This is a genomic window from Georgenia ruanii (assembly GCF_009193175.1).
Lineage (GTDB): Bacteria > Actinomycetota > Actinomycetes > Actinomycetales > Actinomycetaceae > Georgenia > Georgenia ruanii.
Genome location: NZ_VUKE01000028.1, coordinates 23,625 through 46,300 on the forward strand (window position 1 = coordinate 23,625; position 22,676 = coordinate 46,300).

Genomic DNA, 22,676 nt, shown 5'->3' on the forward strand with positions numbered 1-22,676 from the left:
TCCCGTCCCGTTCTCGGCGTCGTGCCAGCACGATCACCCCGTCGTGCGACACACTAGTGCCCGGGAGCGCCCGGCCAGGCGGGCCGGGCGCACGTCACAGCGGCCCCGCGAGCGTGACCCGCCGCGCGGGGCGGAAGAAGGGAAGCCGTGGAGTTCGACGTCACGATCGAGATCCCCAAGGGGAACCGCAACAAGTACGAGGTGGACCACGAGACGGGCCGCATCCGGCTCGACCGGATGCTGTTCACCTCCACGCGGTACCCGGACGACTACGGCTTCATCGAGGGCACCCTCGGCGAGGACGGCGACCCCCTGGACGCCCTGGTGCTCCTCGAGGAGCCGACGTTCCCCGGCTGCCTCATCCGGTGCCGCGCGCTGGGGATGTTCCGCATGCGCGACGAGGCCGGCGGCGACGACAAGGTGCTGTGCGTGCCCGCCGGGGACCAGCGCGCCTCGTGGCGCACCGAGATCGACGACGTCAGCGAGTTCCACCGCCTGGAGATCCAGCACTTCTTCGAGGTCTACAAGGACCTCGAGCCGGGCAAGTCAGTCGAGGGCGCGCACTGGGTCGGCCGCGAGGAGGCCGAGGCGGAGATCCGCAAGTCCTTCGAGCGGGCCGAGCAGACCGGCTACTACAACCACGGGCACGCCGCCGCGTCGGAGGCCTGACGCGCCGCGAGGCCCTCGCCCCGAACCGCGAAGGCCCGGTCGCCGCCCTCCCCGACGGGAGGACGGCGGCCGGGCCTTCGCGGCGTGGGTGCCGCGGACGGTCAGAGCCGGACGGCGAAGGGCATGACGTTCGTGTAGAACATCGACACCTCCTGCACGGCCGCGCCGGAGTACGGCGCCTGGATACGCATGCCGCCGCCGCTGAAGATGGCGACGTGGTAGATGCCGGCGGCGGTGCCGTCGTTGGACCAGAAGACCAGGTCGCCCGCCTGGACCTGGCTCAGCGGGATCCGCGTGCCGACGTTGTACTGCGAGCGGCTGGTGCGCGGCAAGGAGATGCCGGCCTGCTGGTAGGCGCGCATCGTCAGGCCCGAGCAGTCGTAGGCGGCCGGTCCCGTGGCGCCCCAGCCGTAGGGCTTGCCGATCTGGGTGCGGGCCCAGGCGATCGCCGTCTGCGTCGCGCCGGCCTTGACCGGCGGGGCCGGTGCGGGCTGGGGCTCGGGCGCCGGGGCCGGCTTCGGGGCGGGGCTGGGCGCCGGGGCCGGGCTGGGGGCCGGAGCCGGGCTGGGCGCGGGGGCCGGGGCCGGGCTGGGCGCAGGAGCGGGGCTGGGCGCGGGGGCCTGCGTCGGCGTGGGGGCCGGGGTGCGGCTCGGCGCCGGGCTCGGGGTCGTGCTCCCACCGCCGGCCGGCTGCGGCTGGGCGGCGGCGCGCTCGGCAGCGGCGAGCGCGGCCGCCTCCTGGCGCTGGCGGCGCTCGGCGTCGAGCTGGTCCTGCCGGGACCGCTCGGCCTCGACGGACGTCTGCCGCTCGGCGGCGAGGTCGGCGATGAGCTGGTCGCGGCGCTCGGTGGACAGGGCCAGCTGGGACTGCACGGCGGTGGCGCTGGCCTCGGCCTGGTTCGCGGCCTGCGAGAGCGCGGTGGTGGCCTCCTGCTGGGTGGCGACCGCCGTGTCGGCGCGCTGGCGCAGGGTCTTGGCCACCTGCTCGACCGCCTGGAAGCTCTGCACCTCGCTGCCCGCCCGGCTGCCGAGCCGGTCCAGGGTCGTCGAGCGGGCCATCGCGTCGGAGAAGTTCTGCGCCGACAGGTACGGCGTGATCTGCGCCAGGCCGGTGGCGCCGTCCCGGTAGTAGGCCAGGGCCACCTGCCCCAGCGCCGCGCGCGCCTGCTCGAGCCGGGCCTCGGCGGCGTCCGCCTTGGCCTGCGCGTCGGCGGCCGCCGCGGTGGCGGCGTCGAGGGCCTCCTGGGACTGCAGGTACTCCTCGTTGGCGGTCGAGGCGCGCTGGGTGGCCTCCTCCGCCTGCGCGGCGACGCGAGCCAGCTGGATCTCCAGGGAGGCGACCGTCGGCTCCGCCGTCGTCGTCGCCCTGTCCGTGCCGGCACCGGGCGCCGCCGCCGCGGCGCCCGCGGTCAAGGTGGTGACCAGGGCCACCGCGGCGGCCGAGGCTGCCAGCCGTCTGACGTGCCGGGTTGACTGCGTCACCGTGCCTCCGTGTGCGTGCGCCCGCGCGGCGCGCGGGCATGGTTCCGGGCACGACCGTAACGCAACTCCGTCACTTCCGGAACACCCGTCCCTCTTTTCACAGCCGTCACAGTAGTAACAGGGGAAGCTCGCGTCCCGGGATTCGGGCACCGCCCCGACCGGGTCTCGCCTTGTGAGACGCCTCTCGTCCGGTCGCGGCGCGGCCCCCTAGAGTCGGCCGCATGTTCCGTCGAATGTGCCGCTGACGCGCACGTTCGGCCTGCCCTGATCCCGACGGCCACGCTGGCCGTGGCCAGGGCCCGACCATCCCGGACGTGCACGTCACTGCCAGCCCCCTCGCGGGCTGACGGGACCTGGCACAGCCGCGGCTCGTTGGCCCGCTCCACCCGAGCAAGGAGCCACCGTGAGCAACGAGACCGCGAACCCGCAGGACGCCTGGGCGTTCGAGACCAAGCAGATCCACGCCGGCCAGACGCCGGACGCCGCCACCGGCGCCCGGGCGCTGCCGATCTACCAGACGACGTCCTTCGTCTTCGAGGACGCCGCCCAGGCCGCCGGCCGCTTCGCCCTGGCCGAGACCGGGCCGATCTACACCCGGATCACCAACCCCACCCAGGAGGCGGTCGAGACCCGCATCGCCGCGCTCGAGGGCGGCGTGGGCGGCCTGCTGCTGGCCTCCGGCCAGGCGGCGGAGACCCTCGCGATCCTCAACATCGCCGAGGCCGGCGACCACGTCGTCGCCAGCCCGAACCTGTACGGCGGCACCTACAACCTGCTGCAGAACACGCTGAGCAAGTACGGCATCACCACCACCTTCGTCGAGGACCCGGACGACCCGGAGTCCTGGCGCGCCGCCGCCCGGGAGAACACCAAGCTCTTCTTCGGCGAGACGATCGCCAACCCCAAGGCCGCCGTCCTGGACATCGAGGCCGTCGCGGCGGTCGCGCACGAGCTCGGCGTCCCGCTCGTCGTGGACAACACCATCGCCACGCCATACCTCATCAAGCCGCTGCAGCACGGCGCCGACATCGTCATCCACTCCGCCACCAAGTACCTCGGCGGGCACGGCACCTCGATCGCGGGCGCCATCGTCGACGGCGGCACGTTCGACTGGTCCGCGGACCCGGCGAAGTTCCCGAACTACAACACCCCGGACCCGAGCTACAACGGCCTCGTGTACAAGGACCTGGGCGCGCCGGCGTTCATCCTCAAGGCCCGGGTGCAGCTGCTGCGCGACCTCGGCCCCGCCGTCTCCCCCTTCAACGCCTTCCTCATCGGTCAGGGCCTGGAGACGCTGTCGCTGCGGATCGAGCGGCACGTGGAGAACGCCCGCAAGGTGGCCGACTTCCTCGAGGCGCAGGAGCAGGTGACCCGCGTGGCCTACGCCTCGCTGCCGTCCTCGCCGTGGTACGAGCGGGCGCAGAAGTACGCCCCCCAGGGCGCCGGCGCGGTCCTGGCCTTCGAGCTGGCCGGCGGGTATGCGGCCGGGCTGGCCTTCGTCGACGCGCTGCAGCTGCACTCCAACGTGGCCAACATCGGCGACGTGCGCTCGCTGGTGATCCACCCCGCGTCGACGACGCACTCCCAGCTCAGCCCCGAGGACCTCGCGGCCGCGGGCGTCAACCCCGGCCTGGTGCGCCTGGCGGTGGGCATCGAGAACATCGACGACATCCTCGCCGACCTCGAGCTCGGCCTCGCCGCCGCGGCGTCCTTCACCGCCGAGACGACCACCGCCGGGGCGTGAGCGTGGCAGACGACAGCCGGACGGCGGGGGCGGCGCGGGGGGCCGCCCCCGCCCCGGGTACGGCCGCCCCGGGAGCGGGCGCGGCGCGTACGGGCGCGACGGCCGCCCCGGGAGCGGGCGCGACGCGTACGGGCGCGACGGCCGCCGCCCCGCTCACGCGCCGCCACGCGCGCCGCGAGGTCGACCCCGCCACCATCCCCGCCAGCGGGGCCTGGCGCGAGGGCGACGACCCGGGCCCGCGGCGCTTCGCCGACATCGGCGCGCTGCCCCTCGAGGCCGGCGGCCGGCTGCCGCACGTGCGCCTGGCGTACGAGACGTGGGGCGAGCTGAACGAGGCGGGCGACAACGCCGTCCTGGTCCTGCACGCGCTCACCGGCGACGCGCACGTCACCGCCCACCCCGGCGACCAGTCCGACGACGAGGGCTGGTGGGGCCAGGTGGTGGGGCCGGGCCGGGCCATCGACACCACGAAGTACTTCGTGGTCGCCCCGAACGTGCTCGGCGGCTGCCAGGGCTCCACCGGGCCGTCCTCCCCTGCCCCGGACGGCAGCCCGTGGGGCTCGCGGTTCCCCGTGCTGACGGTGCGCGACCAGGTGGCGGCGGAGATCGAGCTCGCCGACCTGCTCGGCATCGAGCGGTGGGCCCTGGTCGTGGGTGCGTCCATGGGCGGGCACCGGGTGCTCGAGTGGGCCGTCATGGCGCCCGAGCGGGTGGACGCGATCGCCGTCGTCGCCACCAACGCGCAGGCCAGCGCGGAGCAGGTGGCCTGGGCGCACAGCCAGCTCGGCGCGATCCGGCTGGACCCGAACTGGCGCGGCGGCGACTACTACGACGCCGCGCCCGGGCACGGTCCGCACGCCGGGCTGGGCCTGGCCCGGCAGATCGCCCACACCACCTACCGCAGCCCCGCCGAGCTCGAGGAGCGCTTCGGCCGGCTGCCCCAGCACGCGGAGGAGCCGCTGAGCGGCGGGCGCTACGCGGTGCAGTCCTACCTCGACCACCACGCCTCCAAGCTCGCCGTGCGCTTCGACGCCGGCAGCTACGTCGCGCTCACGCAGACGATGATCACCCACGACGTCGGCCGCGACCGCGGCGGGGTGGAGGCGGCGCTGGCGCAGGTGCGGGCCGCGACGCTGGTGGTCGCGGTGGACTCGGACCGGCTCTTCTTCCCCGACGAGTCCGAGCGGATCGCCGCCGCCGTGCCGGGCGCCGGGCCGGTGGCCTACGTGCGCTCCGACCACGGCCACGACGGCTTCCTCGTCGAGCACGACCAGGTGGCGGCGCTGGTGGGCCGGTTCCTGCGGTCGGTGGCACCGGTGCGCCCGGCGCGCTGACCCGGCGAGCCGGCCGGCGCGGGCCTGCTCCTGGGCGAGGGCCTGGCCGGGCGTGTGGGCGGCCGCCGTCCGCCGTCGGCGCCTCACGGCATGATGAGCCCATGGCCCGCAAGACCCCCAAGACCGTCGCGCCCCACGTGCCCGGCGAGCCGGTGCCCGAGGACGCCGTCGTCTTCCCGCCAGCCCCGCCCGCCGACCGGTGGGCCGAGGACGTGCTGGGACAGGGGTTCGAGGCGCGCACGCTGCCGCTGCTCGACGACGACGAGGGCGAGGTGGTGGCGACCCTGGTGCGGCACGTGCCGGCGGACGACCCGGGCGCGCTGCCGGGCACGCCGTCGTCCCCGACGTTCGCGGTGCTGTACCTGCACGGGTGGAACGACTACTTCAACCAGCGCGAGCTGGCCCGGGAGCTTGCCGCCCTGGGCGCCGCGTTCTACGCCGTCGACCTGCGCAAGTACGGCCGGTCGCTGCGCCCGCACCAGACCCGCGGATACGTGACGAACCTGTCCACCTACGACGAGGACCTGCACGCGGCGCTGCGGGTGGTGCGCGCCGAGCACGGGGTGGGCACCGACGTCGTCCTCATGGGCCACTCCACCGGCGGGCTGACCGCGGCGCTGTGGGCGCACCGCCACCCGGGCGCGCTGCGCGCCGTCGTGCTCAACTCCCCCTGGCTGGAGCTGCAGGGCTCGGCGCTGCTGCGGGCGGTGTCCCAGCCGATCGTCGGGCGACTGGCCAAGCTGCAGCCCAAGGCGATCATCCCGACGACGGACCTGGGCTTCTACCAGCGCACGCTGCTCGGGTGGACCGAGGCCGACGGGCCCGTGCCCGAGGGGCGGGAGGACGACCCGTTCATCACCGGGTGGGCCCCCGAGCCGGCGTGGCGCCTCTCCCCCAGCGCGCCGGTGCGCCCGGGCTGGCTCGCCGCGGTGCTGGCCGGGCACGCCCAGGTGGCGGCCGGGCTGCAGATCAGCTGCCCGGTGCTGGTCATGACCTCCGGGCGCACCCTGCTCAGCCCGCGCTGGTCGCCGCAGATGCGCGAGGCGGACGTGGTGCTCGACGTCGAGCAGACCCGCCGGCGCGCGCTCCAGCTCGGCGACCTCGTCACGGTGGCCCGGTTCGAGGGCGCGATCCACGACGTCACGCTCTCCGCGCGCCCGGTGCGCGAGCGCATCTACGCCGAGCTGCGCCGCTGGGCGCGGGCGTACGTCCTGCGGCCGGTGGGCGAGCCGGCGCCCTGATTGCGTCGGGGCGATCGGGGCCGCGCGGGCCGGGACCAGGCCCGGGCCCGGGCTCGGCTCGGGGCTCGGGCCTGCTGCGGGCGGTGCTCAGCCCCTCCGGCGTCCCGCGCCCGTGACCCGGCCGGCCGAGGAGAGCAGCTCCGCACGGGCGTCGGCCAGGCTCGGGCCGCCTTCCCCGAAGCGCCACACCCGCCAGCCGTCGACGTCGTCGCGCCCCGAGGCCGCGGTGGCGGCGAGGTCGGGGTCGTCGAAGGCGGCGCCGCTGGCCAGGCGGAGCAGGCCCTCGGTGGTGAGGGTGGCCTCGTGGCGCACGCCGCGGCGCAGCTGGACCCAGGCCAGCACGGTGTCGGCGCTCAGGGAGGCGGCGATCCGGGCGAGGTCCTCGGCCGCCGCGCCGTCGCGCTCGCGCGGGAGCGGCTCGTTCGACACCGGCTCGCGGGCGGCGGCGTGCGTGCCGGCGGCGGCCGCCGGCGAGGCCGCCGAGGCGGCGGTAGAGGGCGACCCGGGCGTCCGCGGGGTGGCCGCGGACGGCGAGACGGGCGCGGCCGGGGTCGCGGCGGAGGCTGCGGAGCCGGCAGAGTCGACCGGGGAGGCCGGCGACGTCGGGGTGGCCGGCGACGTCGCGGTGGCCGGCGAGGCCGCGAGCTCCCGCGCCGGGCTGGCCGGCCGGCCGGCCAGCACCCGGCCCGTCTCCACGATCTCGTGCGGACGCAGCTCGGCGACCTCGAGGAACCGACGCCCGCTGCTCATCTGCCGCAGGGCGACCTCGTGCACGGCCACGCCGTTGGTCGTGAGCGAGCCCAGCGCGGGGCGCACCTCGTCGGCGACCGAGCCGGCGACGAGGATGAGCCGGGGGCCGGGCGCCGGGCGGGGCGGCATGGACTCGCGGAAGACGTTCCAGTCGCGACGGAAGGCACCGACGCCGCGCGGGTAGAGCTCGCCGAGCTGGGTCCAGCCGAGCGAGGAGTTCCGGGCACTGAGCGACAGGGCGGAGACCAGCGCCGCGGAGTCCAGGCGCTCGACCACCTCGACGGTGACGACCTGCCCGGAGGCGTCCATGGCGGTCAGCCGCGGGGCTGGCGGCGCGGCGCCGGCGCGCGGCGCCTCCCCGTGCCAGGAGACGGGGAAGAGGGGACGCTGGACCACCTCGAGCACCTGGTCGCGGATGGCCTGGAGAAGATCGGGCTCGAGGTCCTCACCGACCGGACGTCCGAACTGCGCGGGGACGAGGCGTCCCTCGTCGAACTCGAAGAACGGCATGCGTCGTAGACCTGACCTCGCAAGGAAGTGGATGGAAGCTGTCCCCATCCTCTCACGCCCGGGCGGAGCCGGGGGGCCGCGGTGCTGCGGCGACCGGCGCCCTCAGGCGCCTACCGCTCCCCCGCCAGCAGCTGGGCGAGGTGGACGCCGTGGCGGCCGGCGAGCTGCTCGGCCTGGGTGCGGCAGGAGAAGCCGTCGGCGAGGTAGACGGTCTCGGGGGCGGCCTCGCGCAGCGCGGGCAGCAGGGCGTTCTCGGCGACGGCGACGGAGGTGTCGTAGTGGCCGGCCTCCATGCCGAAGTTCCCCGCCAGGCCGCAGCAGCCGGCCAGCGTGGTCACCCGCGCGCCGGCCCGGGCCAGCAGCGCGGCGTCGGCGTCCCAGCCCATGACGGAGTGGTGGTGGCAGTGCGGCTGGGCGACCACCTCGACACCCTCGAGGGATGGCGGCTGCCAGTCCGGCCCGGGCCCGACCGGGGCCGGGGCGGTGAGCAGCTCGGCGAGGGTGTAGGTCTGCCCGGCCAGCATGGGCGCGCGCGGGTCCTCGGGGAGCAGGTCGAGCAGGTCCGAGCGCAGCACGGCGGTGCAGCTCGGCTCGACCCCGATCACCGGGATGCCGTTGGCCGCGTACGGGGCCAGGACGGCGAGTAGGTCGCGCAGGCGTCTGCGGGCGCCGTCGAGCTGGCCGGTGGAGATCCAGGTCAGGCCGCAGCAGGCGGGGTCCTCAGGGACGATCACGGTGTAGCCGGCGCTCTCGAGGACACCGACGGCGGCCCGCGCCCCGGCGGTGTCGAGCGTCTCGGAGAAGGTGTCCGCCCACAGCACCACGAAGCGCGGCGCGTCGGGGTCGCGCGAGGTGCGGCCCGCGGCAGGGGCCGGTGCGACGGCCGCGGCATCCGCCGGCGCGGCGGGCGCCGGCTGGGCCGCCGCGTCGGCGTGAGCCGAGGGCGTCCCGCCGGGCCGGGCTGCGCCGTCGTCCCGGTCCTTCCACCAGGTGGAGAAGCGCTCCTCGGCGAAGGTGACGACGTGGCGGCGGGTGTCCATGCCGCCGGCCCAGAGCACGGCCTGCTCCAGCGGCCGGGCTTTGAGGACGGTGTTGGCGAGCTTGGCCAGGGGTGGGACGGCGGTGAGCATCCGGGTCCAGCGCGGCAGCTGGCCGAGGAGGTAGTGGTTGCGCGGGCGGAGCTTGCCCTGGTAGCCGCGGTAGAGGACCTCGGACTTGTACTTGGCCATGTCCACCCCGGCGGGGCAGTCGGCCGAGCAGGCCTTGCACGACAGGCACAGGTCGAGGGAGTCGATGACGGCCGGGGAGTTCCAGTCCCGCACGAGGGAGCCGTTGGTCAGCTCCTGCAGCACCCGGGCGCGGCCGCGGGTGACGTCCTTCTCGTCCTTGGTGGCCCGGTAGCTCGGGCACATGAAGCCGCCCGAGCTCGAGGTGTCGGCGCGGCACTTGCCCACCCCGGTGCACCGGTGCACCGCGGTGGCGAAGTCCCCGCCGTCCTCGGTGAAGGCGAAGCCGCCGCGGGCGGGGGTGCGCCGGGCGTGGGGCCGGCGCAGGTCGGCGTCGAGCGGGGCGGGGTCGACGACGACGCCGGGGTTGAGGTGGTTCTCGGGGTCGAAGAGGGCCTTGACCTTCCCGAACAGGTCGAGGACCTCCGGGGCGTACATCCGGGCCAGCAGCTCCGAGCGGGCCCGGCCGTCGCCGTGCTCGCCGGAGAGGGACCCGCCGTAGGCGGCCACCAGGTCGGCGGAGGCCTCGAGGAAGTCCCGCGAGGGGCCGATGCCGGCGCGGGTCTCCAGCGGCAGGTCCAGGCGCACGTGCACGCAGCCGTCGCCGAAGTGCCCGTAGAGCAGCCCGTCGACGTTGCGCTCGCGCATGAGGGCGGTGAAGTCGCGCAGGTAGTCGCCGAGCTTCTCGGGCGGGACGGCGGCGTCCTCCCAGCCCGGCCACGCCGGCGCGTTCGCCGGGGTGCGCCCGCCCAGGCCGGCGCCGTCGGCGCGGATGCGCCACAGCGCGGCGGCCTGCGCGCCGGCCGGGACGACCCGGACGGCGTCGGTGCCGGCGTCGGCGGCCAGGGCCCGGGCGCGGGCGAGCACGTCGGCGTCGGTCTCGCCCTCGGCGGCGCCGACCTCGACCAGCAGCCAGCCGCCGCCGGCGGGCAGCTCGGGCACCGCGGCGGGGCCGTGGTGGCGGCGCACCACGTCGACGAGCTGGGCGTCCAGGCCCTCGACGGCCAGCGGGTTGTGGGCCAGCAGCGCGGGGACGGCGTCGGCGGCGGTGGGCATGTCGGGGTAGCCCAGGGCCACCACCACCGGCGCCGTCGGCACCGGGACGAGGTTGACGGTGGCCTGCAGGATGGTCACGAGGGTGCCCTCGGTGCCCACGAGCATCTTGGCCAGGTCGGTGCCGTGCTCGGGCAGCAGGTGCTCGAGGGAGTAGCCGGAGACCTGCCGGCCGAAGCGGCCCAGCGCGGTGCGGATGGTGGCGAGGTGGGCGCGGACCAGGGCGTCCAGGCCGGGGACGGGCTCGAGGCTGCCGGCGCCGGCGGTGAAGCGGCGGCCGGTTCCGTCCACCACGTCGAGGGCGGTGACGTTGTCGGCGGTGCGCCCGTAGGCCACCGCGTGCGGGCCGCAGGCGTTGTTGCCGATCATCCCGCCGAGAGTGGCGCGGTTCTGGGTGGAGGGGTCGGGGCCGAAGCGCAGCCCGTGCGGGGCGGCCACCGCCTGCAGGCTCGACAGCACCACGCCCGGCTGGACGACGGCGGTGCGCGCCTCGGGGTCGAGCGCGACGATCTGGTTCATGTGCCGGGAGAAGTCCAGCACCACGCCGGTGCCGACGGCGTTGCCCGCCACCGAGGTGCCGGCGCCGCGGGCGGTGACCGGGACCTCGAGGCGGCGGGCGACGTCGAGCGCGGCCAGGGCGTCGTCGCCGTCGCGGGGGGCGACGACCACCCGGGGCGGCACCCGGTAGTTCGACGCGTCGGTGGAGTACTCGGCCCGGCGCCGGTCGGAGTCGTCCACCTCGCCGTCGACGGCGGCCCGAAGGGCCGCGGTGACGTCAGTCGTTGTCAGCGCAGTCACGCCTGCAGTCTCCCAGCACGGATGTTGATGCACACAACTGCTCGCCGGGGGCAGGCGCCACCGACGCGACCATGAGGGAGCCCCGCCGACGCGCACCGCGAGGAGTCATGCGCGGGCGCTGAGGTCCGGGCCGCGGCGCAGGATGTAGGTGTGCAGCCGCGAGAGGGCCTCGGCGATCTCTGCGTCCGCACCCGCGAAGGCCAGCCGCAGGTGCCCCTCCCCACCCTGGCCGAACGCGGAGCCCGGGGTGACCGCGACGCCACCGTGCTCCAGCAGGTCGAGCGCCAGGGAGGCCGAGCTGGCGGAATAGGCAGAGAAGTCCGGCAGTGCCTAGAAGGCTCCGGCCGGTTGCTCGCACGTCACGCCGGGGATGTCGCGGAGCGTCGCCACGACCAGGTCGCGGCGCCGCTGGTAGGCGTCGACCATCTCGCGGAGCTCGTCCTGCGGCCCGGTCAGCGCTGCGATGCCCGCGCGCTGGATCGGGACCGGCAGGTTCGCGAGGGTGCCCTCCTGGATCTCGGCCATCACTGCCACCACAGGTGGGGCGGCGATAGCCCATCCCAGCCGCCAACCCGTCATCGCGTGGCTCTTCGACAGCGAGCTGACCACGATGACGTGGTCGAGGTCGCCGGCGAGAGTGGCCGCGGAGACGTGCCTGCGGCCGTCGAAGAGGATCTGTTCGTAGACCTCGTCCGAGATCACGGTGAAGCCGTGAAGGCGGGCGAGGTCGACCATCGCGAGGACGTCGTCGTCATCCATGACCGTGCCGAGCGGGTTCGAGGGCGAGTTGAGGACGATCGCGCTCGTCCGGTCGGTGATGCGTTCAGCCACGTCCGCGGCGCGCAGACGAAAGCCCTCTTCCTTTCGCACGGGGACCGGTACTGCCCGCGCTCCGACGGCGTGGACCTGCCCCAGGTAGTTGGGGAAGCACGGGTCCGGCACGAGGACCTCGCTGCCGGGCTCGACCATGAGCAGCAAGGACAGCTGCAAGGCCTGCATCGCGCCACCGGTGATCATCACGTTCCGGTGCTCGACCGGCAGCCCCCACCGTGCCGAGTAGGTCTCGGCGACGGCGTTCCTCAGCCCCGCGATGCCGGCGCTCGCGTCGTACCGGGTCTCCCCCGCCTGGACGGATTCGATCGCGGCCCGACGAACGTATGCGGGCGTGTGGAAGCTCGGTTCGCCGATCGCGAGCGACACCACATCGGGACGAACAGCCGTGAGGTCGAACATCGCACGGATCTGCGAGCGCGGGTAGCTCAGCGCCATGGACGACATGCGCGCGGTCGACTCGAGCAACGTGTTCCTCCTGTCGTCCTCGGCCGGGACGGGCCGTGTCCGGCCGCCACCGAGAGCTGGTCGAGCACCCGCACGCCGTGGATGGCCTCGCCGAGGTTCTCTGGCCGGGCGGCGGGCTTGTCGTCCGGACGTCGCGGTTCGTCGACGGGCACATGGTCGTAGGACTCCACGTCTGCCTCGGCCGGTCGGCAGGTCTCGGTCACCGATGCCCTCCACGGTGGATCTGGTTGGCGACGACGAGGTCCTCCCACGGCATCCCCGTGCTCTTGAAGAGCCGGGGACGTCGCGGTAGCTCCGCGGGTGCGGTCACGAGCTCGCGCAAGGTCATCAGGGCTTCCTCGCTCATGGCCCCCTCGGCGATGGCCAGGACCACGTCACCGGCCTCGCGCAGGGCACTGCTTCGGGACTCGACGACGACGGTCGAGCGTGTGACCAGTCGGGAGTCGACCTCCCGGGCGTCGGGCGTGTGGGCGCCCATGGCCACGACCACGGCGTCGTCCCGGACGGCCGCGCCGTCGAAGAGCGGTTCGCGCGCGTTCGTGCAGCAGCAGATGAGGTCGGCCTCGGCGACGGGGTCGCCCTCACCGGCGAGCTTCGTGTCGAGCGGCAGCTCGCGGACCTCGCCCTCCCGGACGAACCACTCCAGGGCCTCGGGATCTCGGCCGACCACGGTGACCCGGGCAAGTTGCCGCACAGCTGCCATCGCTCCGAGGTGTGCCCGCGCCTGCGGCCCGGTGCCGAAGATGGTGAGACTCGCCGGTGCCGCGCCCTCGGGGGTGAGATGTCGGACGGCCAGCGCGGAGACCGCAGACGTGCGCAGGTTCGTCAGCGCGATGCCGTCCAGGAGCGCGACCGGGGACTGGTCCGCCCCCTCGAACAGCACGTAGACCCCCTGGATCACCGGGAGGCCCCGAGCGGGGTTGTCGTGGGTCAGTGTCAGCAGCTTGACCCCGGAGGCCTCGGCCATGGCCGAGGGCATGACGAGCAGGTCGCCGGTCTCGGTCCGCACGCGGGAACGCGGCGCGTCCGACTCAGGATCCAGGCCCAGCCGGAGAGCGGCGCCGAGCGCGTCTACCGCGTCCACCACAGAGGCGCTCGCGGCCATGTCGGCCGACGAGTACATGCGAACGCTTGTCGCGCCGTCTCTTGCGGCAGCTGCAGGTCTCATTGACATTCCATTTCTCGACAACATTGTCAGACGGAATCATTCAAGGAATGGGACATTTCTGTCAGCGAATTATGGATGGCGGCAGACGGGCGGGCACCGGTGACCGTTCCCTCTCAGACCAGGAGGCCGGTGCGCAGCTTCGTCGCCTGACGGACTCGCTCCTGGGCAAGTTCACGCGCGACCGCGTGCGACGTGCGCGTGCCGGCGAGCGTCCGGCCCAGGATCTCCGCCGTGTTCGCCCGGATCGAGCGGGACACGGCCTCGAAGACGGGCTCCGGTTGCACGGGGAACGGCGAGTGCCGCGCGTCCATGGCGAATCCCGCCGCGACGGCGCCCCCGCCGTTGGCGATGAAGTCGGGAACGACGGCGACGCCCCGGGCGCGGAGCACCTCCTGTGCCGCGGCGTCGGTCGGCATGTTGGCACCCTCCACCACGAGCCGGGCGGAGATCCTGCCGGCGACGTCGGCATCGATGACGTCCTGCGTCGCTGCGGGGATCAGCACCTCGCAGGGCAGGAGAAGCTCGCTGCCGAGCGCGCCGACGGACGTGCCGTATGCCAGGACGCAGTCGTCACCGTGCTCGTCCCGCAGGCGCAGAAGCCGGTCCACATCGAGACCGTCCGGCTCGTGCAGGACGCCCCGCGCCGAGGACACGGCCACGACCGTGGCGCCGAGGTCGGCGAGCCGCCGGGCCGCGTGCGCACCGACCGCCCCGAAGCCCTGGACGACGACGCGTGCGTCGCGCAGCGTGATACCGAGCGCCTCGGCGGCGGCGTCGGCTGCCTCGGCGACGCCGAAGCCGGTGACCCCGAGCCGGTCGTAGGCCAGCCCGCCGAGCGCCTCCGGCGTGCCGACCGCAGCGCTGCGGGTGCGGGTCTCATCGAGCAGGATGGCGGCGTCCTGCTCAGTCAGCCCCATGTCGAGACCGAAGACGTACTCGGCCGGTACCTCGTTGGACAGCGCGCGGGCGAAGGCCCGCAGTGCGTCCGGCTTGGACGCCGAGGCCGGGTCGTACCGGATCCCCGCCTGGGCGCCTCCGAAGAACAGGTTGAGCGCCGCCCACTTCCAGGTCATGGTGCGGGCCAGGCGGGCGACTTCCTGCACGGTGACGTCCGGGGCCATGCGGGTGCCGCCCTTGCCCATACCCCGTGCGGTGTTGTCGATGACCAGGACGCCCTGCATCCCGGTGCGGCGGTCGGAGACGCAGACCACCTTCTCGGGGCCCCACTCGTCCATCAGCTCGAACACGGATCTCCCTCTCGAGTCAGGCAAAGTTGACGCCCTGCGCGAGGGGCAGCTCGTCGGAGTAGTTGACGGTGTTCGTCGCGCGGCGCATGTAGGCACGCCAGGCATCGGAACCGGACTCCCGCCCGCCGCCGGTGGACTTCTCGCCGCCGAACGCGCCGCCGATCTCAGCCCCGGAGGTGCCGATGTTGACGTTGACGATCCCGCAGTCGGACCCCGCCTCGGAGAGGAACCGCTCCGCCTCGCGCTGGTCCCTCGTGAAGATCGACGACGACAGGCCCTGCGGCACGCCGTTGTGGATCTCGATCGCCTCGTCCAGCGTCCGATAGGTCATCACGTACAGGATCGGCGCGAAGGTCTCCTCCGTGACGAGCGCGCTCTGGTGCGGCATGCGCACCAGGGCCGGGCTCACGTAGACGGCCCCGGGGGCCGCCGGCACCTCGACCGTCTCGCCTCCCACGACGACCGTGCCACCGTCGTCCACCGCCCGTTCGAGCGCGGCACGCATCCTGTCTCGCGAGGCGGCGTTGATGAGCGGCCCGACGAGGGTGCCCTCGGCCCGAGGGTCACCGACGGGCAAGCCGCGATACGCCGTCGCCAGGCGGGCGACGACGTCATCGACGATGTCCTCGTGGACGATGAGCCGACGCATCGTGGTGCACCTCTGCCCGGCGGTCCCGACAGCGGCGAACACGATGCCTCGCACGGCGAGGTCCAGGTCCGCCGTCGGCGCGACGACGGCGGCGTTGTTGCCGCCCAGCTCGAGCAGGTAGCGGCCGTTGCGGGCCGCGACGAGGGGACCGACCTGCGCTCCCATCCGCTCGGAGCCCGTCGCCGAGACCAAGGCCACGTGCCGGTGCTGGACGAGCGCCTCGCCCACGTCACGCGCGCCCAGGACGAGGCGGTGGAGGTCACGGGGCGCGTCGCTGTCGGCGATGGCACGGTCCAGGAGCGCCGCGGACGCGATCGAGACCAGCGGTGTCATCTCTGACGGCTTCCAGACCACCGGGTCGCCGCACACGAGCGCGACCGCGGTGTTCCAGGACCACACGGCGGCCGGGAAGTTGAAGGCACTGATGACGCCGACGACACCGAGCGGGTGCCAGGTCTCCATGAGCCGGTGCCCGGGACGCTCGGACGGCATGGTGCGACCGCCGATCTGGCGGGAGAGCCCGACGGCGAGGTCGCAGATGTCGATCATCTCCTGGACCTCGCCGAGCGCCTCGGAGGTGATCTTGCCGGCCTCGATGGTGATGAGCTCGGCCAGGTCGGCCTTGTGGTCGGTGAGCAGCTGGCCGAGCCGCTTGACCAGCCCCCCCCGCACCGGTGCCGGCACCGAGCGCCAGGTGAGGAACGCCCGGTGGGCCGCACGGACGGCGCTGTCGACGTCCGCCACGCTGGCCGCGGGAAGCTCGAGCAGGTTCTGCCCTGTCAGGGGCGACCGGGCGTGCAGCGTGGGGCCGTCACCGGCGGTCGGGACGGACGCGCCGATGCGCTCGAGCGCCGCCAGCGCCGTGGCAGCGAGGTCGTGGGTGATCGATGTCGTGGTCATGCTCGGACCTCCAGGTTCGAGACGATCTCATCCGGTGTGGTGCCGTGCTGCTGGGCGACCTCACGCAGCGACGCCTCGCTCTGCCTGGCGTAGAGCTCGAAGGGGTCGTGCAGGTCGCGCTCGAGCGCGCCGGCCATCCAGTCAGCGTCGAACGCGGCGCCCTCCTGGCTGGTGTCCTTGGAACCCTCTGCTGTGAGGTTGGACTGGAAGATTCCCGCCGCGGAGCGCGGCAGGAAGTCCTCGTAGACGATGGGCTCGGCGACGACGTCCTCGCCGTCGGCCCGGTAGGTGAAGTAGGCGAGCCCCTGGGCGGCGAGGACGGCCTCGCTCGTGGGGAACGCTCGGCGCCAGACCTCGCGGGCGGTGTCCTGTCGCTCCGCTGCGCTCAGCCCGCGTGAGCGCTCGTCCGCCGCAGCGACGGCGTCGTCGTAGAGCGCGCGGCCCTTCCGCGTGAGTGCGATGCCGCGCGCCTCCACCTCGCCGAAACGCACCCGGAGCGATCCCATCTCGACGGAACCGTCCGGCATCCGGAACGTGCGCGGCTCTTCCAGCGCCCGGAAGGACGTCTGGCGCAGCAGCACGTCGGGACCCTCCCAGCGCGGGGGCCCCTGGATGTCGTCGATCATCCGGATGCCCCGCTGCTCCATGCGGGCGTAGAGGTCGTCGATGTCCAGCACCCGCGGGGTGAGGTGGTTGATGTGCGTGGTAGTGACTCCGCCGATGTCCGCGGCCACGGCGGAGACGGCCTCCAGCTCGTCGTACCAGGCGCGGTCCACGGGCTCGGCCGACAGCTCGAAGGATGCCGTGGCCAGCTCGAGGAAGCGCTCGGCGTCCGCGCCGCTCAGGCCCCCGTCGGCCTCAGCACGGTCGGCGAGCCGGAGCAGCTCGGGCGGGAAGAGCTCGCGCTTGCCGAGGAAGGTCTCCAGCCGACGCTGGAGGTCGGGGGAGAAGAAGCGGCGGTCGGACGGGGCCAGCATCGACGTGAACACCCGGAACGGGTTGAGCGCGAGCTCCTCGGCGTCGATCGGACGGAAGGCCGTCGAGATGACCGGGACCGCGCTGCTCGCCGCCTCTCGCAGGTCGTAGAAGCCCACGGGATACATCCCCATGGCGCCGAAGATCCGCGCGAGCTGGGCCATCTCCCTGGGCGTACCCACGCGTATGGCGCCGTGCCTCTCAGCGGTGACCCGGCCGATGCTGCCCAGGCGCTCGGCGTCCGCGCCGAGCCGGGCGACGACGTCGGCGTTCACCTGGTGGGAGACGTCGAGCAGGGTGGTGTAGGCGGGCACCTCCGTGCCGTACATGTCGGAGAGGCTGCGGGCGAAGGCAGCACGCAGCTGCCACGGCGGGACGTCGACCACGGGACAGTCCTCCTCGGTCAGATGATGTTGGCTTCGGACACGGCGGCACTGCGGCTGAAGCGATCGGCACTGAAGGGTGAGACGTCGACGAACGGAGCGCGGCCGGTGTAGAGGTCGCGGACCACCTCACCCACCGCCGGCGCCTGGACGAACCCGTGGCCGGAGAAGCCGGTGGCGTACAGGAAGCGGTCGACCGACGCGGCCTCTCCGAGGAGGGCGTTGTGGTCCGGGGTCATCTCGTAGAGACCAGCCCAGCCGCGCTCGACCTCCATGTCGGCGAGGGACGGGCAGCAGCGGGCTGCGGAGTCGTGGAGCAGGGGGAGCCAGGTCTCGTCGTATCCGCGCTCGAAGCCGACCGCCTGCGCCGGGTCGGCGATCCCCATGAGCAGGCCCTCGCCGGCGTTGTGGAAGTAGAGGGTGGTGCCGAAGTCGATGGTGAACGGGATGACGGGCGGCCGGGGCGAGAGTGGCGGGCTGAAGGCGATCTGGCGCCGCACGGGCACCACCGGCAGGTCGACGCCGACCATCTGGCCGATCCGCTCGGACCATGCGCCGGTCGAGCAGACCACGGCGCCGGTCGACACCGTGCCGCGCGAGGTGACGACAGCGGTGATGCCGCCGTTCGCGACGACGATCTCCTCCACGGCGCATCCGGTGCGCACCTGGGCGCCGAGCCGCTGCGCAGCGGTGACATAGCCGGCGACCACGCGTTCCGGGTACGCCCAGCCGTCCTCCGGAGAATAGGCGGCCGCCGCATACCTCGAACGGTCGATATAGGGGCAAAGCCGCAGCGCCTCGTCCATGTCGATGATCCGGCTGGGCACACCCTGGGCGTTCTGCATCGCCACGCTGTGCCTGAAAAGCTCGACGTCGGCGTCGGTCGGCAGGAGAAAGAGATATCCCACCCGGCGCAGCCCGATGTCGCCGCCCGGCCGGCTGGCGAAGTCGGCGTAACGGGTCAGGCTCCTTGCGCCGAGCGCAACGTTGAGGGGGTCGGAGAACTGGGCGCGCACGCCACCGATGGGTTTGCCCGAGCTGCCCGACGCGAGCGCATCGCGCTCGAGGAGCAGCACGCCCACCCCTGCCTCGGCGAGGTGGAACGCCACAGAGGAGCCGATGACGCCGCCACCGACGATCACCACCTCCGCGTGAGGAGGCAGGGGTCCCCGCTGATGCGCCGTGTCTGCCATGCGACTCCTTCGTCGAACCTCCGGCGGCCCCCATTCTGCAGAGTGAGCGCTATTAAGATCTATGGATAGTTTGTCGACGGAATCGTCTAAGTTATCTGGATGGTGGACTTGCCGTGGCCCGCGCTCCGATCGCTTTGCGCGCTGGTCGAACGCGGCACGATGACAGCGGCCGCGGAGAAGCTCGGTTACAGCACCGGGGCCGTGTCGCAGCATCTCGCCACGCTCGAGTCCGCCGTCGGCGCTGCGCTGCTGACGCGACGAGGCCGTAACGTCGTGCCGACGGACGCGGGCCTTCTCCTCGCCACCCGTGCCGCTCGCCTCCTCGAAGACCAACGCGTGGCGCTCCAGCAGGTCAATGACACGTCCGGAAAGGTCGCCGGCACCGTGCGCCTAGGGATGTTCGCGACCGTGGCGGCGAGCTTGCTCCCCGCGATCGTCGAGCAGCTCGCCAGCCGCCTTCCGGACGTGGCGCTGGAGAGCTACGAGATCGCCGTGGACGACATCACGTCCACCGTCGCTCGCGGCGACGTGGACCTCGGCCTCGGCCTGGACTATCCCAGCGCGCTCATCCCCCGTGAGCGCGGTACGGCGCTCGAGCTGGTCCAGCGGGAGACGTTCTCGCTGGTGACGGCACGTCCGGCCACGCTGCCGAAACGGGTCGCGCTCTCCGACGCCGCCGACCTGGACTGGATCCTCCCGCCCGCCCACACCCACTTCGGCCTGGCCGTCCGCTCCGCATGCCGGCAGGCCGGTTTCGAGCCGCGGGCCGTTCACGAGGTCAACGACACCGCAACCTCGCTGGCCCTGGTGGCTCAGGGGCTCGGGGTGGCGCTGGCGACGCCGCTCATGCTGCGGCTCACCCGGGCCGACGCCCTGTGCCTGAGCGAGCTCGAGGCGCGCGTCGAGCGGCACCTGGTGCTGGTGCAGCCCGAGGGTGGATCCGCCCGACGGTCCGTGGCCGCCGTCACCGAGGTGATCAGAAAGGTCGCCGCGCAGGCCGTGCCTGTCATCGGTCACCGGTCTTGACGTTGCTTCGGTCATCAACCGCGCTGCGCGCCTCGGAGCCGGGAGGCACGCCGGCCGGGCGGTCTGCCATCGGCCTGTGCGCGCTGCCCGAGACCGCAGTGCCCCGCTGGGGCGGGTTGCACCAGCTGTCCTGATCAGCGCACGTGCTGCGGGATCAGCGCGACGCCGACCCGGCGGGCGGTCGCGGCGTCGAGGACCATCCGGGCCCCGGCCACGGCCACCGCCACCCCGCCGAAGGCGGCGCGGCCGGTGACCCGCAGGCGCACGCCGGGACGCAGCCCGACCCTGAGCAGGGGCGGCAGGGCCGCCCCGCCGGCCACGCCGACCACCCGCACCTCGGCGCACTCACGGCACTGCGAGAGCCTCATGGATCGAGGCTAGGAACGTCCGGCATGGCTTGGGGGGACGATGGTCCCGCTCTCACCCGGGGTCAGACGGCCTTGACGATGTCCTCGACGCGTTCCTTGGCGTCGCCGAACAGCATGCGGGTGTTGTCCTTGAAGAACAGGGGGTTCTGGACGCCGGCGTAGCCCGTGGCCATGGAGCGTTTGAAGACGATGACCTCCTTGGCGTTCCAGACCTGCAGGACCGGCATGCCGGCGATCGGGGAGCCGGGCTCTTCCAGGGCGGCGGGGTTGACGGTGTCGTTGGCGCCGATGACGAGCACGACGTCGGTGGCGCCGAAGTCGTCGTTGATCTCGTCCATCTCCAGGACGATGTCGTAGGGCACCTTGGCCTCGGCGAGCAGGACGTTCATGTGCCCGGGCAGGCGGCCGGCGACCGGGTGGATGCCGAAGCGGACCTCGACGCCCTTGTCCCGCAGCTTGCGGGTCATCTCGGCGACGGGGTACTGCGCCTGGGCGACCGCCATGCCGTACCCCGGGGTGATCACGACCGACTTCGCGTCGGCGAGGAGCTGGGCGACCTCGCCTGCCTGGACCTCGCGGTGCTCGCCGTAGTCGCGTGCCACGCCGGCGACGGCGCCGTCGGAGCCGAAGCCGCCGGCGATGACGCTGACGAAGGAGCGGTTCATCGCCTTGCACATGATGTAGCTGAGGATCGCACCGGAGGACCCGACGAGGGAGCCCGTGATGATCAGCAGATCGTTGCTCAGCATGAAGCCGGCCGCGGCCGCCGCCCAGCCGGAGTAGGAGTTGAGCATGGACACCACCACCGGCATGTCGCCGCCGCCGATCGCGGCGACGAGGTGGAAGCCGAGCCACAGCGCGAGCACCGTCATCACCGCGAGGGGAACGAGCGCGGCGCCCTCGTCGTCGAGGACGAACCAGACCAGCAGGCCCGCCGAGACGAGCAGGACGGCGAGGTTGAGCCAGTGCCGTCCGGGCAGCACCAGCGGCGCGGACCTCATCTTCGCGCTGAGCTTGAGGTAGGCCACGGCAGATCCGGTGAGGGTGACGGCCCCGATAAACACCCCGAGGTACACCTCGACGGCGTGGATGGTCGCCATCCCGCTGCCGGCCGGGCCGGTGACCTCCCCGAGGAAGGAGTTGTAGCCCACCAGCACCGCGGCCAGGCCGACGAAGCTGTGGAGCACCGCGATCAGCTCGGGCATGCCGGTCATCTCGACCGTGCGCGCCTTCCAGATGCCGATGACCGCACCGACCGCAATCGGGGCGGCGATCAGCACCAGCGTGAGCGGCACCGAGGATGAGAAGCCGGGCAGCGCGGTCTGGCGCAGCGCGAGCACGACCGTCGCGATCAGGGCGATGGCCATGCCGGTCATGCCGAAGACGTTGCCGCGCTTGGCGGTCTCGTGCTTCGACAGGCCGGCCAGGGCCAGGATGAACAGGACGCCGGCGATGATGTAGGCCGCCTGGGCGAGGCCGGCCAGGCGCTCGGAGGCGAGGAGATCGGTCACGGGTCAGGCCTTCCGGAACATGTCGAGCATGCGCAGCGTCACGAAGAAGCCGCCGAAGATGTTGATCGAGGCCACCAGCACCGCGACGACCGCGAGCGCCGCGACGACCGGGTTGTCGCTGCCGACCTGGAGGATCCCGCCGACGACGATGATCCCGGAGATGGCGTTGGTCTCGCTCATCAGCGGGGTGTGCAGGGCGTGGTGGACCTTGGAGATCACGTAGTAACCCACCACCACCGCCAGGGCGAACACCGTGAAGTGGCTCAGGAAGGCCGGCGGGGACGCGGTCGCCAGGGCGGCGAAGGCCACGGCCGCCAACCCCGCGCCGTACAGCCGGCGCCTGGGGTCCGGCGGCGGTGTGGGGGCCGCCGGCGCGATCCCGGTGACCGGCGGCGCGGCGGGGGCGGCGGGGGCGGCGGAGACCTGGACCGGCGGGGGCGGCCACATGGACTCCCCGTCGCGGGTGACGGTGATGCCCCGCTGGACCACGTCGCCGAGGTCCAGGACGAGCCGGCCGTCCTTGCCCGGGGTGAGCAGCTTGACCAGGTTGACGACGTTGGTGCCGTAGAGCTGGCTGGTCTGGGCGGCGAGCCGGCCCGCGAGGTCGGTGTAGCCCAGGATCGTCACCTGGTTCTCGGTCACGACCCGCTCGTCGGCCACGGTCGTCTCGACGTTGCCGCCGGAGGCCGCCGCCATGTCGACGATCACCGACCCCGGCCGCATGCCCGCCACCGTCTCGGCGGTGATCAGCCGCGGCGCGGGGCGGCCCGGGATCAGCGCGGTGGTGATGACGATGTCGGCGGCCCGGGCCTCCGTGTCGTACATCGCGGCCGTGGCCGCCGCCTGCGCGGCGGTCATCTCCCTCGCGTAGCCGTCGGACGACGCTGCGGCCTCCATCGCCGGATCTTCGACGGTCACGAACTGCGCGCCCATCGACTCCACCTGCTCGGCCACCTCCGGGCGCACGTCAAAGGCGCGCACGACGGCGCCGAGCGCCCCGGCCGCCCCGATCGCGGCCAGGCCAGCCACCCCCGCGCCGACCACGAACACCCGCGCCGGCGGGACCTTGCCCGCCGCGGTGACCTGGCCCGTGAACAGCCGGCCGAACTCGTGCGCCGCCTCGATCACCGCCCGGTAGCCCGCGACGTTCG

Annotated in this window: 16 protein-coding genes and 1 pseudogene; 5 read left to right on the forward strand and 12 right to left on the reverse strand. The window is 73.5% G+C overall.

All coding sequences use genetic code 11. The annotated features are described in order from the left end of the window. Positions 1-147 precede the first annotated feature (147 nt). Positions 148-669, forward strand: a complete 522-nt coding sequence (locus GD880_RS19230; RefSeq protein WP_152233218.1) for an inorganic diphosphatase — start codon at positions 148-150, stop codon at positions 667-669. A gap of 101 nt (positions 670-770) precedes the next feature. Here the strand turns inward: GD880_RS19230 and GD880_RS19235 are convergent, their stop codons facing one another. Next, the gene (locus GD880_RS19235) at positions 771-2,150 is read right to left on the reverse strand and encodes a C40 family peptidase (RefSeq protein ID WP_152233219.1); all 1,380 of its coding nucleotides are present in this window, start codon (positions 2,148-2,150) and stop codon (positions 771-773) included. A 403-nt stretch (positions 2,151-2,553) separates the two neighbouring features. Between GD880_RS19235 and GD880_RS19240 the strand changes: the two genes are divergently transcribed. From GD880_RS19240 to GD880_RS19250, 3 genes are all read left to right on the forward strand, one after another. Beyond that, the gene (locus GD880_RS19240; RefSeq protein ID WP_152233220.1) at positions 2,554-3,894 is read left to right on the forward strand and encodes a bifunctional o-acetylhomoserine/o-acetylserine sulfhydrylase; all 1,341 of its coding nucleotides are present in this window, start codon (positions 2,554-2,556) and stop codon (positions 3,892-3,894) included. 194 nt (positions 3,895-4,088) lie between these two features. Beyond that, positions 4,089-5,228, forward strand: a complete 1,140-nt coding sequence (gene metX / locus GD880_RS19245; protein WP_152233240.1) for a homoserine O-acetyltransferase MetX — start codon at positions 4,089-4,091, stop codon at positions 5,226-5,228. 101 nt (positions 5,229-5,329) lie between these two features. Further along, positions 5,330-6,469: an alpha/beta hydrolase gene (locus GD880_RS19250; RefSeq protein WP_152233221.1), complete on the forward strand. Its 1,140-nt coding sequence runs from the start codon at positions 5,330-5,332 to the stop codon at positions 6,467-6,469. Positions 6,470-6,556: 87 nt separating this feature from the next. Here GD880_RS19250 and GD880_RS19255 read toward each other — a convergent pair whose 3' ends face one another. From GD880_RS19255 to GD880_RS19295, 8 genes and pseudogenes are all read right to left on the reverse strand, one after another. Continuing rightward, positions 6,557-7,729: a restriction system modified-DNA reader domain-containing protein gene (locus GD880_RS19255; RefSeq protein ID WP_152233222.1), complete on the reverse strand. Its 1,173-nt coding sequence runs from the start codon at positions 7,727-7,729 to the stop codon at positions 6,557-6,559. A gap of 110 nt (positions 7,730-7,839) precedes the next feature. After that, positions 7,840-10,806 carry an FAD-binding and (Fe-S)-binding domain-containing protein gene (locus GD880_RS19260; protein WP_152233223.1) on the reverse strand — a complete coding sequence of 989 codons (2,967 nt, stop codon included), beginning with the start codon at positions 10,804-10,806 and terminating at the stop codon, positions 7,840-7,842. A 105-nt stretch (positions 10,807-10,911) separates the two neighbouring features. Beyond that, positions 10,912-12,084: pseudogene (locus GD880_RS19270) on the reverse strand (pyridoxal phosphate-dependent aminotransferase). 220 nt (positions 12,085-12,304) lie between these two features. Continuing rightward, positions 12,305-13,279 carry an ornithine cyclodeaminase family protein gene (locus GD880_RS19275; RefSeq protein WP_452176759.1) on the reverse strand — a complete coding sequence of 325 codons (975 nt, stop codon included), beginning with the start codon at positions 13,277-13,279 and terminating at the stop codon, positions 12,305-12,307. 107 nt (positions 13,280-13,386) lie between these two features. After that, positions 13,387-14,520, reverse strand: coding sequence for a Glu/Leu/Phe/Val family dehydrogenase (locus GD880_RS19280; RefSeq protein WP_152233226.1), 1,134 nt, complete (start codon positions 14,518-14,520; stop codon positions 13,387-13,389). A gap of 16 nt (positions 14,521-14,536) precedes the next feature. Further along, positions 14,537-16,069 (reverse strand): L-piperidine-6-carboxylate dehydrogenase, encoded by a 1,533-nt coding sequence (amaB, locus tag GD880_RS19285; RefSeq protein ID WP_152233227.1) that lies wholly within the window; start codon positions 16,067-16,069, stop codon positions 14,537-14,539. Then, on the reverse strand, positions 16,066-17,373 hold the full coding sequence (gene hglS / locus GD880_RS19290) for a 2-oxoadipate dioxygenase/decarboxylase (protein WP_152233242.1): 1,308 nt from the start codon (positions 17,371-17,373) through the stop codon (positions 16,066-16,068). The genes amaB and hglS overlap by 4 nt, the downstream gene beginning before the upstream one ends. A 74-nt stretch (positions 17,374-17,447) precedes the next feature. Further along, a complete protein-coding gene (locus GD880_RS19295) occupies positions 17,448-18,620 on the reverse strand; it encodes an NAD(P)/FAD-dependent oxidoreductase (RefSeq protein ID WP_152233228.1) in 1,173 nt (390 codons plus the stop codon). A 99-nt stretch (positions 18,621-18,719) separates the two neighbouring features. On the opposite strand from GD880_RS19295, the gene GD880_RS19300 reads away from it, so the two are divergent. Further along, a complete protein-coding gene (locus GD880_RS19300) occupies positions 18,720-19,646 on the forward strand; it encodes a LysR family transcriptional regulator (protein WP_152233229.1) in 927 nt (308 codons plus the stop codon). Positions 19,647-19,780: 134 nt separating this feature from the next. Here the strand turns inward: GD880_RS19300 and GD880_RS19305 are convergent, their stop codons facing one another. The 3 genes from GD880_RS19305 to GD880_RS19315 form a co-directional block, all read right to left on the reverse strand. Beyond that, positions 19,781-20,014 carry a FeoA domain-containing protein gene (locus GD880_RS19305; protein WP_152233230.1) on the reverse strand — a complete coding sequence of 78 codons (234 nt, stop codon included), beginning with the start codon at positions 20,012-20,014 and terminating at the stop codon, positions 19,781-19,783. A 62-nt stretch (positions 20,015-20,076) separates the two neighbouring features. Continuing rightward, positions 20,077-21,525 carry a Re/Si-specific NAD(P)(+) transhydrogenase subunit beta gene (gene pntB / locus GD880_RS19310; protein ID WP_152233231.1) on the reverse strand — a complete coding sequence of 483 codons (1,449 nt, stop codon included), beginning with the start codon at positions 21,523-21,525 and terminating at the stop codon, positions 20,077-20,079. A 3-nt stretch (positions 21,526-21,528) separates the two neighbouring features. After that, positions 21,529-22,676: Re/Si-specific NAD(P)(+) transhydrogenase subunit alpha (locus GD880_RS19315; RefSeq protein ID WP_152233232.1), on the reverse strand; the 1,148-nt coding region annotated here is incomplete at its 5' end.